General features: G+C 66.1%; 16 protein-coding genes. 15 read left to right on the top strand and 1 reads right to left on the bottom strand.

Annotated features, from left to right (window positions below; genetic code table 11):
• The first annotated feature begins 24 nt into the window (after window positions 1-24).
• From BES08_RS20620 to BES08_RS20610, 3 genes are all read left to right on the top strand, one after another.
• On the top strand, window positions 25-237 hold the full coding sequence (locus BES08_RS20620; protein ID WP_036527894.1) for a hypothetical protein: 213 nt from the start codon (window positions 25-27) through the stop codon (window positions 235-237).
• A 155-nt stretch (window positions 238-392) separates the two neighbouring features.
• Window positions 393-809 (top strand): response regulator, encoded by a 417-nt coding sequence (locus BES08_RS20615; RefSeq protein ID WP_036527891.1) that lies wholly within the window; start codon window positions 393-395, stop codon window positions 807-809.
• Window positions 806-1,669 carry a sensor histidine kinase gene (locus BES08_RS20610; protein ID WP_036527889.1) on the top strand — a complete coding sequence of 288 codons (864 nt, stop codon included), beginning with the start codon at window positions 806-808 and terminating at the stop codon, window positions 1,667-1,669. The genes BES08_RS20615 and BES08_RS20610 overlap by 4 nt, the downstream gene beginning before the upstream one ends.
• 53 nt (window positions 1,670-1,722) lie before the next feature.
• On the opposite strand, the gene BES08_RS20605 is transcribed toward BES08_RS20610, so the two are convergent.
• The gene (locus BES08_RS20605) at window positions 1,723-3,012 is read right to left on the bottom strand and encodes a sensor histidine kinase (protein ID WP_231958295.1); all 1,290 of its coding nucleotides are present in this window, start codon (window positions 3,010-3,012) and stop codon (window positions 1,723-1,725) included.
• 487 nt (window positions 3,013-3,499) lie between these two features.
• Here BES08_RS20605 and cpaB point away from each other — a divergent pair, with 487 nt between their 5' ends.
• The 12 genes from cpaB (at window position 3,500) to BES08_RS20545 (ending at window position 14,719) form a co-directional block, all read left to right on the top strand.
• Complete coding sequence (gene cpaB / locus BES08_RS20600) at window positions 3,500-4,441, top strand: Flp pilus assembly protein CpaB (protein WP_036527886.1); 942 nt, start codon at window positions 3,500-3,502, stop codon at window positions 4,439-4,441.
• Complete coding sequence (locus tag BES08_RS20595) at window positions 4,438-5,655, top strand: type II and III secretion system protein family protein (RefSeq protein ID WP_036527884.1); 1,218 nt, start codon at window positions 4,438-4,440, stop codon at window positions 5,653-5,655. The genes cpaB and BES08_RS20595 overlap by 4 nt, the downstream gene beginning before the upstream one ends.
• A gap of 1 nt (window position 5,656) precedes the next feature.
• Window positions 5,657-6,823 (top strand): CpaE/TadZ family protein, encoded by a 1,167-nt coding sequence (locus BES08_RS20590; protein WP_036527881.1) that lies wholly within the window; start codon window positions 5,657-5,659, stop codon window positions 6,821-6,823.
• Entirely contained in the window at window positions 6,820-8,172 is a 1,353-nt protein-coding gene (locus BES08_RS20585) for a TadA family conjugal transfer-associated ATPase (RefSeq protein WP_036527879.1), read from the top strand. Before BES08_RS20590 ends, BES08_RS20585 begins: the two co-directional genes overlap by 4 nt.
• Window positions 8,166-9,068 (top strand): type II secretion system F family protein, encoded by a 903-nt coding sequence (locus BES08_RS20580; protein ID WP_036527876.1) that lies wholly within the window; start codon window positions 8,166-8,168, stop codon window positions 9,066-9,068. The genes BES08_RS20585 and BES08_RS20580 overlap by 7 nt, the downstream gene beginning before the upstream one ends.
• On the top strand, window positions 9,068-9,979 hold the full coding sequence (locus BES08_RS20575) for a type II secretion system F family protein (protein WP_036527874.1): 912 nt from the start codon (window positions 9,068-9,070) through the stop codon (window positions 9,977-9,979). The genes BES08_RS20580 and BES08_RS20575 overlap by 1 nt, the downstream gene beginning before the upstream one ends.
• The gene (locus BES08_RS20570) at window positions 9,976-10,659 is read left to right on the top strand and encodes a tetratricopeptide repeat protein (protein WP_036527872.1); all 684 of its coding nucleotides are present in this window, start codon (window positions 9,976-9,978) and stop codon (window positions 10,657-10,659) included. The genes BES08_RS20575 and BES08_RS20570 overlap by 4 nt, the downstream gene beginning before the upstream one ends.
• A complete protein-coding gene (locus BES08_RS20565) occupies window positions 10,656-12,491 on the top strand; it encodes a TadG family pilus assembly protein (RefSeq protein WP_036527870.1) in 1,836 nt (611 codons plus the stop codon). Before BES08_RS20570 ends, BES08_RS20565 begins: the two co-directional genes overlap by 4 nt.
• An 81-nt stretch (window positions 12,492-12,572) precedes the next feature.
• On the top strand, window positions 12,573-12,752 hold the full coding sequence (locus tag BES08_RS20560; RefSeq protein ID WP_338043864.1) for a Flp family type IVb pilin: 180 nt from the start codon (window positions 12,573-12,575) through the stop codon (window positions 12,750-12,752).
• Window positions 12,753-12,792: 40 nt separating this feature from the next.
• Complete coding sequence (locus BES08_RS20555; RefSeq protein WP_231958294.1) at window positions 12,793-13,203, top strand: TadE/TadG family type IV pilus assembly protein; 411 nt, start codon at window positions 12,793-12,795, stop codon at window positions 13,201-13,203.
• Window position 13,204: 1 nt separating this feature from the next.
• Window positions 13,205-13,666, top strand: coding sequence for a hypothetical protein (locus BES08_RS20550; protein ID WP_008831498.1), 462 nt, complete (start codon window positions 13,205-13,207; stop codon window positions 13,664-13,666).
• Between the two features lie 138 nt (window positions 13,667-13,804).
• Entirely contained in the window at window positions 13,805-14,719 is a 915-nt protein-coding gene (locus tag BES08_RS20545; protein WP_081799121.1) for a response regulator, read from the top strand.
• The last annotated feature ends 5 nt before the right edge of the window (window positions 14,720-14,724 follow it).

Below are 14,724 nucleotides of genomic sequence, written 5' to 3'. Positions count from 1 at the left end.
CGGGCAAATAGAAAGGATTTTCCGATGATGACTACCGGATCCCAATCTGCAGGTGACCTGCTTCGTACCGCGCATCGACTGCTTGAGGACGAGCAGGCGTTCACCGCCGCCGCCATGGTCTGCGGAGCCATCGATCTTCTCGAAGGCGGCCTTTCCAGACCGATCGTCATGCGATCCGCGGCACGCCGCTTCGGGCACGCGCCCGTCAGGTCGAGCGCCTATCGAAGCTGCGCCTGAGAGGGCAACCGGATAGCCCGGTACGGGTCTGGTGATAACTGATCGATTTCTACGGATATATATGGGGCGTTATTGATTTGGAAACGTAATGCCACCTAAGTGAATGCAACTAGCACCGGATCGACGAAGTTCGGGCAGTGGGAGTGACAAGCTGGATGGGCAACGATCAGGCTTTGGTACTGTTGATTGATGACATTGACGCGATCGTCGAGGAACTTCTGACGTTCATGGCGCTGCATGACATCTGCGCCGTTGGTGTACCCGATCTCGATCAGGCAATGGCCATGCTCGAGCAGCACGCGTCGATCCGCGTTCTCGCCTGCGATGTGCGTCTTGGAGGTGAATCGGGCTTGTCGATCGTCTCTCGCATCCGGGATCACGTCGGGCTTCGCGAGCGGGATTTTCGCTATCTTTTCATTACCGGCGACCAGCTCCGGCCGGATCCCGACCTGGACTTGCCTGCCCACCTGGTGCTCACCAAGCCGGTGCAACCGCAATTGCTGATCAATACGCTGAACATGATGCTTGGCGACTTCGACGAAGTGTACGCAAACGAGGAAGGCCTCGAATGAAACCGAACGAGATCACCCAGCGCGATGTCGAGACCTGGGGGCGCTGCACGCCTGCCAACCAGCTCTGTCGACCTGCCGATCGCTCGGCGGTTCAGGACAGCTGCGATATCGATCAGGCCGAGATTCAGCACTTGTTCGAGGGGATGGCGGCGAAAGCCCGTCTCGCCGATCTGGGCGAGCAGAGTTCCGAACTGGCACACGAACTGCGTCAACCGCTGTTCTCCATTGCCATCGCCAACGAGAACCTGCGGCTCCTGCTCGAGCGCGGGGATGCGATGCACCCTCAACTCGGCAAGGCGATCGAACGGATAGCCGAACAGGTGCAGCGCGCGCAAACGATCATCGATCACACGCTGGCCTATGCCTCGGGGAACAGCCGCGGGGTGGTGAGTGCCGATTTCGGCTGCGCGGCCCGGGATGCCGTGCGGTTTCTCGCGCCGTTGTTCGACAAGACCGAGATCGAGGTCGAACAATGCCGCACGCCCGTGCCCGCCAATGTCGGCCTCTGTCAGATCGAAGCGGAACAGGTGCTCGTCAATATCCTGCGCAATGCCGCCGAAAGCATCGAGGCGCGCCGGGAGACCGGCTGGCAGGGCAGGGGGCATATCGCGATCCGTCTCGATATCGCGGAAAACACACTGCGCTGCGTCATTTCGGACAACGGCGCCGGGCTCTCAGGAGATCTGGCGCGGGTAGCGTTCCAGCAGTTCTTCACCACCAAGCCGCGCAACGGCACGGGGCTCGGCCTGCATATCTGCCGACAGGTCCTGGCCAAGATCGGCGGTACGGTGGAGCTTTCGCCCGGTGAGGTCGAGGGTGCCCGGGTGACGATCGAACTGCCGTTGCTCGGCGGGAGCTGACACTCCCGCCCTTCAAGGCCCGCCCTTCAAGGCCCACCTTTCAAGACCGGCGTTCAGATGTCGTCGCGGCCGAGCCGGATGACGAACCGCAGCGGCTTGTGGTTGCGCAGGACGCAGCGGAACTCCCCGGATGCCTCCTGCGCGACCTGCTCCACCAGCCAGAGCGTGGCGCCGTCGATCGGACGGGCGGGCATCGGGTTGCCGTCCTCGTCGATGCAATCGACGGTGATCACGACATGGGCCGGGGTGAGGCTGGCATTCAGCAGGACCTCGCCCTTGTGCTTCCTGCCGTCCTTGCCCAGAAAACTGGAGAAGGCGCTGAGCAGGGCCGCCACCGCCATCATTTGTAATGCGCCGTACTGACCGGGCACGAGGTGGGTCAGGGCGGCGCCGCGTACATGTATCGCCACGCCGTGGTGCCGCACGTTGGAGCGGGTCGTGGCGATCGCGCAGTCCAGCGCGCTATGGACGGTCAACGGCGCGTCACCTTCGCGGCCGTCCCGGCCGAACCAGCGGAACAGGCTGAGAATATGCGCCGCGCCTTCGGTATGGGTGGCGATGCGCCCGACACGCTCCTGGATCTGCTGGCGGCTCGCTTCGTCCATGTCGAGGTGGCTGACGATGTAGTCCATGTTGGCATTGGCCATCGAAATCACGTTCAGCGGCTGTGCCAGGTCGTGCAGCATACCGCTGGCGATGCGGCCGAGCAGGAGGTCGCGGGTGACTTCGGCCATGCCGCCGTCGCCCCACGCCAGCAGCCGGGCATCGACCATGGCGAGATGGCGGGCGATCCCGGCGCCGATGAATGCCGCACAAAGCGAGGCGACGATGCCCAGGATCGGACCGACGATTGGCCCGGCAAGGAAATAGAGGAACAGGCACAAGGCTCCGGTCGTCATGGCGGCAGGCCACGACCAGCGGGGAACACGCAGCAGCATGGTCGTAAAGTGCCGGGGCAGCAGCGCAGTCCCGCAAAGGAGCACGAGATCGATCCAGAACATCGACGACGTCACCGCCGCAGGAACCGGAATGGCTCCGAGCCCCAACAGCCCGGCGGCGGCGAGAGACAGGCGCGGGCGATGCAGGACGTAGAGCGCTCCCGACGACGCGGCCGAGATTGCTCCGGCGCCCGGTGAATAGGGCGCGACCAGGCCCAGCACCATCGCGGCTAGCGCGGTTGTCACGGCATAGAGGTGAGTGCCGTCGCTCCATCCACGCCCCTTGCGGGAACGCCTGGGCTCCCGGATTGCCGCCGGAACTTCCGCATTGTCGCCGATCGCTTCCTGGACGGGGATCACTGCCCGTCCCTCATTGATGCTGCATTCGTCAAGGTCGTGCCTCATCGTCAAATCGAGGGCCGGGAACCGCGATCGGCGTTCCGGTTCCTGCCCCTCTGGGCAAGCAAGCCTAGGCTTGCATTGGAGAATTCCTCAGAAGATTCCCGGAATGTCCGTGTCGATGGTGCAGCGGTGCAGGGTCGGTCGGGACGTTCTGGGGCATAGTGTTCTTATTGCCTCGGCTATCGGCGCAAGTCACGAAAAGAACCGAAGTGGGGGTTACTTTTCGTTAATTCCGTAAGGCTCGCATCGCGAATTACGGGCATGTTACGCTTTACACCGATCTACCGGTCCACGCCGCGTAGCAGGCAGCGGGAATCGGCCGCTACGTATCCCCTCGTATCGGCTCCTTCTCCATGAGGGCGGGAATCCAGTCCGGGTTACCATTCACGAATGGAAACGAACCTGTCCCGGCAAGGAACGGTTCGGGTTTTTCCGCGGAGTGCAGGGGCAGCACTCCGTTTGCGTAAGCGCAATGGCAAAGGGGAATTGCATGCGCCTGGGTTCAAAAGCGAAGCTGACGATCACTGTCGGGCTCGTTGCGGCCGCAACGTTCGGCTTCCTGGGCATCAGGGAGCTGGGACGTTCGGCCACGCCGCGCGCCGTGCCGGTATCGGGCATGGCAGCCGGGACTTCGCAGGTCGAGGGGGCCATCCTCGCCGTCGCCACGCGCGACGTGAAGATCGGGGAGACGATCACGGCGGACATGATCCGCAATGCTTCCCTCGATCCCGCACGCGTCCCCGGTGCCGCGACGCCGGCCGAAGTCGTCGGCCGCGTCGCCACCCGCGACATTCGCGCCAACACGCCGATCCCGCGCGAAGCTCTGCAACAGGAGGGCAAGCTGGCCATCCGGGTGCCGGTCGGCATGCGCGCGATCAGCATCGACACCACGGCGGAGATCGCGGTGGCCGGGCTCGTGCGTCCGGGCGACCGTGTCGATGTGCAGGTGGTCTATCCCGGCGAGGATGCGATCGGAGGAGCGCGCGGCAACGGGCGCAGCCGGTCCACCACGCTGCTGCAGATGGTCCCGGTGCTGGCGGTCGGCGAAGTCGTCGTCGGCGAGCCGGTCAAGGACGGCGTGACGGGCGCGGTATCCGCGCCGCCGCCTCCCGCGCGCAACCTGACGCTGGCCCTCGATCCGCAGCAGGTGTCCGAACTCTCGCTCGCGAAGAGCACCGGCGCGCTCTACCTCTCGCTGCGCAATCCCGAGGACAAGCAGGAAGTCGCGACGGCGCAGGTCGCATCCATTCTCGAGGCTCCCTCGGCGGCGGCAAGGCCGACGCCGGCGTTTGCCGCCGCGCCTCCCCCTCGCGCGGCGGCAGCGCCTCCCGTCAGGACGGCCCAGCCTCGCCGCGCTCCCGCCCCCCATGCGATCGAACTGGTGGTCGGCGGCAATCGCGAAACGATTTATTCGGGGAGTGGCGCGCAATGAAGCCGCCGTATTCAACTGCACTGCTCGCCTGCGTCGCCGTTCTGGCGCCGGGTGTCGCTCATGCGCAGGATCAGCGCACACTCCAGGTGGACGAGGCGGAGACGCTGCGCTTCACGCGCTCGATCGCCCGCATCGAGGTGAACCGGGACAACGTGATCGCCGTCTCGGCGCCGACCTCGCAGTCGCTGCGGGTCAGCGGGCAGGGAGCGGGCGAAGCGACCCTCGCGGTCTATGCGGCGGACGGCTCGATCATCGGACAGACGCAGTTCCACGTCGATCCGCCTGCGCCGACTTATGCGACTGCAAACGGGCCGCTGCGCGCGGGCGAGAAAGTGGTCGCCGTCGACGTGCAGTTCGCGGCGGTGTCCTCTTCGACGCTCAAGGCGCTGGGCTTCAGCTTCGCCAAGCTGTCGGGCGACATCCAGGGCGCTCTCGTGCCGTCGAGCAGCCTCAACGGCTATTCGTTCAATGGTTCGGGCAGCGGCGGCACTTCGACGCCCGGTCTCAACATCGACGCCTCGGCGCCTATTCAGAGCGCCTTCAACCTGTTCCTGAGCAGCCGCAATCGCGGCATCGGTGCCGTCCTCTCGGCGCTGTCCTCGAACGGCCTCTCGCAGCTCCTCGCGCAGCCGACGCTGCTGGTGCGCTCCGGTGAAAAGGCGAGCTTCCTGGCGGGCGGCGAATTTCCCGTGCCGGTTCCGCAGTCGACCGGGGGCAACGGCAACACGATCTCGATCCAGTACAAGGAATTCGGCGTGCGCCTGTCGGTGACGCCTTATGTGCTGAACGAGAACAGCATCGTCCTGAAGCTGGCCCCCGAAGTCAGCGAGCTGGACTACAACAACGGCGTCCAGCTTCAGGGCTACACGGTGCCCGGCATTCGCCGCCGCTCGACCGAGACGACGGTGGAACTGGGCAGCGGCCAGAGCTTCGTGATTGCGGGGCTCAACTATTCGAACAGCTCGGTCACCAAGGACAAGGTGCCGTTCCTCGGCGACCTGCCCGTGCTCGGGGCCTTCTTCAAGCGGCAGCAGAACCAGAAGGAGCGGCAGGAGCTGATCATCGTCGCAACGCCCCGGCTCGTCGAGCCCGAGGCCGTGAAGCCCATGCTGGCGACCGCCAACAAGTCGGTCGATCCCACCATCGGACAGATGATCGTCGGCAACGACGGGGTCGAGCAAGGCATCCGGACCTTTGGCGTGGTGAGGCGCTGACATGGCACGCATTCATCTTCTTTCGATCGACCGCGCCTTGGCGCAGCGCATCTCCGACGCGATGGGCGCGCACGTGGCGGTCGAGATGGTGCAGTCGCTTGACGGCGCCGAATTCGACGGACCGGGCATCGTCGTCATCGACCATGCGTCGATCCCGGCCGAGCGCGCCATGGCCTCGGTCATCACCGAAGTCTCGCAGGCGGCGGGCGGACGCTCGATCGTGCTGGCGACCGAGGACATGTATGCAGGCCACGTCCTGCAGGCGATCCGCGCCGGTGCGACCGACGTGATGCCGCGCGGCGCAGTGGCTGCGGAAGTCAGCGAAATCCTCTCGCGCGTGCTCAACACCTCGCTGGCGAGCCATGGGCGGCTCGGCCGCTTCACGCTGGTTCTGGGCACCGATCGCGACGCGACGGCGGTGATCGCGACCGACATGGCGCTGGCCCACTGCCTCGACGGCACCTCGACGCTGCTGATCGACTGCACCCTGCCGTCCAGCACGGCCGAGGCCTATCTCGACCTCAAGGTGGACTACGGCCTGGCCTCGGCCATTTCCGACATCGATCGTATGGATGCCAGCCTGCTCGGCGATGCGCTGGCCCATCACGATCGCTCGGGGCTGTCGCTGCTGACGCTTGATGGCGGCACCGGCACGGAGCCGGTCGGCATCGGCCCTGCCGATATCGTGGGATTGATCCAGCTGCTGCGCACGAGTTGCGGCCACGTCGTGCTTTGCGGCGGCTCGCTGCGCAATGGCGGGCTGCTGCGCGAACTGGCCTCGCAGGCGCAGAGCGTCGAAGTGGTCTGCAGCCAGTCGATCCGTGAACTCGACGCGACCCGTCGCCTGCTAGACCGCGTGGCGATGGACACCGCCAGCGCGCAGCGGCTGCGGCTGCTGGTGTGGGAGCATGATCCGCGCATCCTGCTCGACGGTCGCCGTATCGCCGATGCGCTCGACATCGACACCGTGCTCGGCGTGCCGGTTGACCACGTGCAGCAGCGCAACGCGCTCAACGCGGGCCGGCCGCTGATGATGGAGCGCGACGCGGGCAGCTATGCCCAGGCGATCCGCCGCGCCTGCGGCATCGCCACGCAGTCCAAGAGCACGAACTTCGGCATCGACCGGATGCGCCGCGCCATCCTGCGTTCGGTGGAGCGTAGCGCATGAGCCTGCTCACCAACGATTTCGTCCCCGAGGAGGCGCTGTCCGAACCCAAGCGCAAGGCGCCGATCGCCCAGCCTGCGGCCCAGCGGATGAGCGACAGCTACCAGGCGGTCAAGGCGCTGACCTGCGCCCAGGTCATCGAACAACTCGAGACGCAGGGCATCACTGCCGAGGCGCTGGATCGACGCACGCTGCGCCAGGAGATCGAGCAGGTCATCAGCAGCCGCAGCCGCCGCGGCCAGCTTGCGCTCAACAGCGCCGAGCGGTTGCTGCTGATCGAGGATATCGAGGACGAGGTGGTCGGTCTCGGCCCGCTCGCGCCTTTGCTGCGCGATGCGAGCATCGACGACATCATCGTCAACGGCGCCAACACCATCTACGCCGAGCGTGCGGGCATACTGGAGCGGGTCGAGACCCGTTTTCGCGACGACGCGCACCTCATGAACATCATCCAGCGCATCGTCGGCCCGATCGGCCGCCGCGTGGACGAGGCGACGCCTTTCGTCGATGCGCGCCTTGCCGATGGTTCGCGCGTCAACATCGTCATTCCGCCGATCGCGCTCGACGGCCCGCTGGTTTCGATCCGCAAGTTCCGGCTCCAGGCGCTGAGCATTGAGGACTGCGTCGCGGGCGGCGTGATGAGCCCGGCGATGGCCGCGTTCCTGACCAGCGCCGTGCGCTCGCGGCTCAACATCCTGATTTGCGGCGGCACCGGCGCGGGCAAGTCGACCCTCCTCAACGTGCTGTCGAGCTGCATCAGCAACAAGGAACGCCTCGTCACCATCGAGGACGCGGCCGAACTTCAGCTGCGGCAGGATCACGTCGTTCGCCTTGAAACTCGCCCCCCCAACGTCGATGGCAGCCGCGAGGTCAGCGCACGCGACCTCGTGCGCAATGCGCTGCGCATGCGTCCCGACCGCATCATCCTGGGCGAAGTGCGCGGGGTAGAGGCGGTGGAAATGCTGCAGGCGATGTCCACCGGCCACGACGGCTCGATGGCGACGCTGCACGCTAACACCCCGCGCGATGCGCTCTCCCGTCTGGAGATGCTGCTCGGCTTCGCCGGGCAGCAGAACGACGTACGCGCAGTGCGCCGTTTCGTCGCCAATTCGATCCACGCGATCGTCAACATCCAGCGCCTCGCCAACGGTTCGCGCCGGATCACCTCGGTCGCCGAAGTGACCGGCGTGGAGGGCGAGGCCTATACGCTCAACGAACTGTTCCATTTCGAGGAGCAGCCGCCGATGTCGGGCGAGGGGTTGCACCGCACCTTGTCGCCGCGCCCCTACCATGCCGCGCGGCTCAAGGACTACGCCAGCCCGGTCGTGGACAAGGATGGCCCCGCATGGTGAAGGGCGGCGCCTATCTCCTGCTGGCGCTGCTGATCGTTGGCGCCGTGGCGTGGCAGTGGTTTTCCCAGCGCATGCGGGACCGCGTGACGCTCGACCGCCGGTTGGAGGCCATCGCTTCGCCGGGGAAGATAACCGTCCGGCCGCTGGTGGCGGTGACCGTGCCCGAACGCATCGCGCCGCTGCTCGCGCAGGCGCAGGTCGAACTGACGGTGCCTGCGCTCCAGACCCTGATCGGCGTCATGCTGGTACTCACGCTCATCGTGCTCTTGCTGTTCGGCCCGGCCGCTGCCGTGGTGCTGGTGGTCGGCGTGCCGATGGCTGCACTGTCCTGGCTGCAGGGCCGCGCGCGCAAGCGGGTGGACGCGCTGACCGAAGCGCTGCCGCTCTACCTTGACGGGGTGCGCCAGCTCCAGTCGGTGGGCAATTCGCTCTCGCAGGCCCTGACGCGCGCGCTGGCGGATGCGCCCGAGGCGGTGGCCAGCTACTTCGCGCCGGTCGGCCGCCGCCTGGCGATGGGCGCTCCGGTGGCCGAAAGCGTGCAGCAGCTGGCCGACCGGCTGCAGATTCCGGAAGTCTCGATGATCGCCGCCGCCATTCGCACCAACCTGCGCTACGGCGGCTCGATCGCCACGGTGTTCGGCAACCTCGCCAATATCCTGCGTGAGCGCGTGCGCATCCGCCGCGACCTGCAGGCCGCGACGTCGGAGGCGAAAGTCAGCGCGCGGGTGCTGATCGCGATGCCGCTGCTGGCGATGACGCTGCTGGTCGCGATGAACCGCGCCTATATCGACTTCTTCATCTCCGACCCGCGTGGCCGCAACATGTCGATGGTCGCGATCGGGCTGGAGGTCATCGGCATCATGATCATCCGCCGCATGATGAGGCTGGCGTTCTGATGGCCGGGTTTGTCGCCTCCATGTCGATCTTTGCCGCCCTATCGGGCCTCGCCGTGGCGCTGGTCGGGCTGCGCTGGCTGCAGACCGACGCGCGGCTGCGGGCGCGGGTCGATGGCCGGGCGACGTCCGAAGCGTCGGGTAGCGCCAGTGCGGCACGCAGCTGGCGCACCATGCGCGCACCCCGCGCGCTGCTGGCGCAGGGACGCGACAAGGCCGAGATCGAGAAGCGCCTGCGCGCGGCCGGCTACTTCGATCCGGGCGCGCTCGATATGTTCGTGGCGCTGCGACTGGGTGCGACGCTGGCGGTGATGGCCGCATCGATGGCGACCTGCTTCGTGGTCACCGGCAACCCGCTCAAGCCGATCTTCCCGACTTTTGCCCTCACCGGCCTCACCTACATCGGCGCCAAGTACGCGCTGCAGATGCGCGCGGCATCTCGTGAGCGGGTGCTGACGGCCGAGTTTCCGTTCCTCCTCGATCTCATGCTGATGATGCTGGAAAGCGGCGTCTCGCTCGACCAGTGCTTCCGCGGCATCGCCCGCGACGAGCAGGTGGCAGTGCCCAATCACGCGCGGCTGGTGGCGATGCTGGTCGATGATCTCGACCGCGGGCAGGACTACCAGGTCGCGTTCGACCGCTGGGCCGTGCGCGTCGGCGTCAGCGGCGCGCGCGAACTGGCGGCGCTGTTCCGCCAGTCGCTGTTCCAGGGCATGGAACTGGTGCCTGCCCTGCGCGAATACATCCGCGAATTCTCGCAGCGCCGGGTCGCCCGCGCCCGCGAGGCCATCGGCAAGATCACCGTGCGCATGGTCGTGCTCATGCTGGTGTTCTTCATGCCTGCGCTTTTCATCGTCCTGGCGGGGCCGCCGGTCGCCGCCATCCTCGACACGCTGCGGAGTACCGGGAAATGATCCGTCATCTGCTGCCCGCGACTGTGCTCCTGTTCGCCGCCGGTCCGGCTTTTGCTGCCGATCGTACCGCCGAAGTGCAGGAGGAGACCTCTACCCGCACCTTGTACCTGACGTTGATCCAACAAGCGCGCGCCGATGGCCGTGCCCGCGCTGCGCTGGCCTATCTCGACGATTTCGACCGCAAGCATCCCGACGATCCGCAGGCTCGCGTGCTGCGCGTCAACTGCCTGCTCGACCTCGGGCAAGTCGATGCCGCACGTACGGCACTGGGCCACATCCCGGGCAACGATCGCAGCGGCGCCGCGCTTGCCGTGCGGGGCCATGTGCTAGCCGCCGAGGGGCAATGGGCTCAGGCGGCGACGCAATACGCGGCGGCGTCGCAGGCCAGCCCGGCTGACGCCTTCATCACCAATGCGCTGGGCTATGCGCGCCTGCGGGCAGGACAGACCGCCGAGGCGGTCGAGACGCTGCGGGCCGCGCACGACCTGGCACCGGGCGATGAAGTGGTGCGCAACAACCTGGTCCTCGCGCTCACTCTCAACGGGCGGCTGGGCGAGGCCGACGCGCTGCTCTCCGGCATGACGGACGCCAAGGCGAAGTCGCAGCTGCGCCAGCAGGTAGCGGGCGAAGCCGCGCGGATCGCGGCGGCAGGCAGCGGCATCAAGGTGGCCGGGTCATGAGCCGCCTGAGGGCAACCATCCGCCGCCTGCGGCGGGACGAGCGGGGCGTCGTGGCTCCGGCCGTGGCTGTGCTGGGCGTGCCCCTGCTTCTCTCCGCCGGGCTCGCACTCGATGTGGCGCTCTACTACAGCGGCAACCGCGAACTGCGCATCGCAACGGAGGCAGCGGCGCTTGCGGCTTCGATGCGGCCGACTGACGCCCGCTCGCTGGCCGAGACTTACCTTCAGCACAACGGTTACGACCCTTCGGTAATTCGCAACGTTGAAATCGGTTACTACTGCGCGAACGACGACAGAAAAGCGGCGGACAACGCCGGTTCGCGCTTTTTCCTTCCCGGCGCCCTGCCCGCCGATTGCGCCGGCAGCGCGGTGCGCCCCAATGCGGTCCGCGTGACCACGGGCAAGGGCAGCCGACGGTTCCTGACCGGCGTGCTCGGGGACATGAGCCCTATCCCGGACCTCGCCGCCACCGCCAGCGCGGCGCGTATCGACGAGGCCGGGATTTCCGCCACGTCCGGCCTGCTCGACGTCAGCACCATGGGGGTCGGCGGGCTCCTCCACGCAGTCAACGGCGTGCTTGGCGGGTTGCTTGGTGTTTCGCTGAACTTGTCCGCATCGCAGATCGAGGCGCTGCTCGGCGGCAATGTCGATGCCGGGCTGTTCTTCGACGAACTGGCGGAGCGTTCCGGCTTCACCGGGACTTACGGCGATCTTATCAAGGGTTCCTACGACTTGCGCGATATCGTCGCGGCCGCCGCGCAGGCAGCAGGTCCGGGCGACACCCGCAATGCGCTGAACGCTTTCAACAGCTTCGTACCGGGCGGGCATCGGGTGCCGCTGCGGGGACTGTTCAAGGTCGGTGTGTGGCGCAACATGAAAGTGGGCGAAGCCGACGTGGCGCCTGCGCTGCGCGCGGGCCTCAACGCCTACCAGCTGATCAGCTACGCGGTGCAGGACGATCCGGTTGCGGTCGATCTCTCGCAGGTTATCGCCGCGGTATCTCCGCCGCCGCTGCTGACCGGCAGCCAGGTCGTAATCGCCGCCGCCGCCTCCGGGCCGGTCAACCGTCCGCGTTTCTCGTTCGGTCCGGCAGGCGAGACCGAGGTGGGCACCTCGATGCTGCGGCTCAAGGTACAGGTGACGCTGCTCAACCTGCCCCTCGGCGTCGCGCGGGCGAATGTCCCGGTGATCATCGACATCCAGTCGGCCGATGGGTCGATCTCCAGCATCGACTGCGCGCCGGGAGTGGACCAGCAGACCAACACCACGGTACGCGTCGTCGGCCATTCTTCGCTGGTCAGCGCCTACATCGGCGACATGCCGAGCTGGGCGATGGACAAGCCGCTGCTGCCGATCAAGGCGGCGGACATCACCAAGACCGAAATCCTTCACGTCGGTGTCCCGCTGCCTCTGTTGGCCCAATTGGTCAACGTCACCCTTAAGGGGAGGGCGGTGGCCGAGCCGGTGCTTGGCGGCGAAGTTCGCGGAAACACGCTGGTCTTCGGGCCGGGCACAATAGGCGGCCCTACCCGTTCGGGCACGCCGCAGTCGGTGCTCAACCAAGCGCGTATCGGCAATACCGTGCAGGGTCTCGTCAACAGCCTTACCGGGCCGGGAGGCCTGGAGCTGGATTGCCCGCTGCTGTGCGCGCTGGTCCAGCCCGTGGTCAACGGCAGCGGGCTGATCCCGGCGGTAACCCAGCCCGTAACGGGAATCGTAACCGCCGTCGTGGATCCATTGCTCACCAATGTCCTCGTGGCCCTGGGTATTCAGCTGGGGCACGGAACCTTCTGGGTCGGCGGCGTGCGCTGCGGAGTGCCGGTGCTGATCTAGTTTCAAAATATGGCGCTGCGGGAGCCCCTTCGGCCCGCATCCGCCTCTCTCGACCATGGAGGGATTTGGGGAGTGTAAGTCATGATGAATTCGATACTTAATCTCGTTGCGCGCCTTCGCACGGATGAGCGCGGCCTTACCGCAGTGGAGTACGCGGTGCTGGGCGGCATCGTTGTGGCGGCATTGGTAGCGGTCGGTACACAGTTCGACACTGATCTCCGAGGTGCGTTCACCAGCCTGTTCAACCAGACGCCGGGTTAAGGATCCGGCCGTGCGCATATCGGCAAGGGCACCGCTCCGATTGCTGAAGTGCGATAGGGGGCTCGCAGCGCTGGAGTTCGCCCTGCTGGCTCCAGCGCTGCTGGCCCTCGTGTTCTCGGTTATCGTCTATTCCATCTACTTCACGGCCCAGATCGGCGTGAGGCAGGCGGCGGCCGAAGGGGCGAGGGCAGCAGTCGCCGGTCTGTCCATCGGCGAGCGCGTCACGCTCGCACAGGAGCGGGCACAAGCGGTGATCGACAACTACGGCTCGCTGCTCGGCGGGAAATCGCAGCCGCAGATCACGGCGGGTGCAGGCGACACCAGCGGCACTTTCCGGGTCGAGGTGCGCTACGACATGAGCGGCAGTCCGATCATGAAGTACGGGGCCTTCGTGCCACTTCCCGACAGCAACGTCGCAGCCAGCGTGACGGTGACCAACGGAGGATACTGACATGGAAGCTGCAGGATATTTCTATCTTGCCTTTCTTCTGCTCGTGCTCATCCCGGTCGTGGTCCTGCCCTGGGAGGGCCGGACCACCCCGGATTGGCTGTACATGGTGCTCGCCGCGTCTGGGCTTCTCGGCGCGGCGCTGCTGAGCGGTGTTCCGGGGCTGATCCGGGCCTGCGTGGCGGGCGCGGGGAGCCTTGCCATCGCTGGCCTTGCCGTGGCGCTGCTTCGGGCGCACACTGGCGCCCGCGTGCTGACCGGCGGTCAGATCAAGCTGCTGGCCGCGGGAGCGACCTGGCTGGGTTTCAGCGGAACGTTCGCCATGGTGGCGGTAGCGCTGCTGACCCTGTTCGCGCTGGCTGCGTTCCAGAAAGCGGGCGCTGTACGGCGGCGTCCAGATGCTTCGGCGATTTTAGCGGTAGCAATCGTGTCGGTTGCCATGCAACAACATCTACCGGGAATGTGACGGGGCATTCTTAGAATATAACTGGAATGGGAAGACGCGATGCCGAAGAATTGGCGGTCACGCATTGGGGCGCTTCTTGGTCCACAGAATGCCGATGAAGAAGACAACGGAGCGGAGATCTCACAGGGAGCAACGCGAATGTCTGAAATTCCCTCGGCAATGGAAGCCGGTGTATTTCGTCAGGTGGCGCCGGTGCTTGTCGTTGACGACGACACCGACTGGGGCATGGAATGTGCCTTCGCCCTGCGGCAGATGGGATACGAGCCTTTCGTCGCATCGAACGCGGACGAGGCGCAGGCGCTGTTCCGCACGCACGACATTTCCATTGCGATCGTCGATTACAACTTGCCCGGCCTTGATGGCATCGCCCTGATTCGTGAGTTGTCGCGCTATGCCGACGAGCACGAGCGCCAGCTTCGCTTCATCATCGCGACCGGACATGCCACCAAGGATATCGCGATCGATGCCATGCGCGCATCGGCTGCGGACTTCCTTGAAAAGCCGATCAGCCCCGTCGATCTGCGCCGCGCCTTGCAACGCGTGCAGGGCCTCCCCGAAGCGGTGGGTGAGCGCAAGGTGCTGCTCGACAGAATGTCGCAACTGAGCGGAGAATTGCAGCGTCTGGCGGGCCTGATCGATGAGCCCGTGCCCTCGGCCCATCTCGGCCGACCGGCGGAAATCGCGCCGGTACTTCCGGGCGGAGAGGTCGATTCCGCGCAATTGCGAAAGTTCATCAAGGACTTGCTGCGCAAGGAAAGCAAGCGACGGGAAATCGGCGGTGGCGAACTCTTCGGCGATCCGACATGGGCGATGCTGCTCGATCTGCTGCTCGCGAAGATCGAGGCGAGGCGGGTCTCGGTGTCGAGCGCCTGCATTGCATCCGGCGCGCCGATGAGCACTGCGCTCAGACTGGTCCGCCGTCTCGTCGATGAGGATGTGCTATGTCGGCTGCCGGACGAGCAGGACAAGCGGCGGCATTTCCTGGTTATCAACCCGAAGTTCGAACAGCCGCTCATGGTTTATCTGACGGAGCAACTGCACAGCGGCGGATAAAGCTG

The organism is Novosphingobium resinovorum (assembly GCF_001742225.1).
Classification (GTDB): domain Bacteria; phylum Pseudomonadota; class Alphaproteobacteria; order Sphingomonadales; family Sphingomonadaceae; genus Novosphingobium; species Novosphingobium resinovorum_A.
This window is presented reverse-complemented; position numbering and strand designations above follow the sequence as displayed.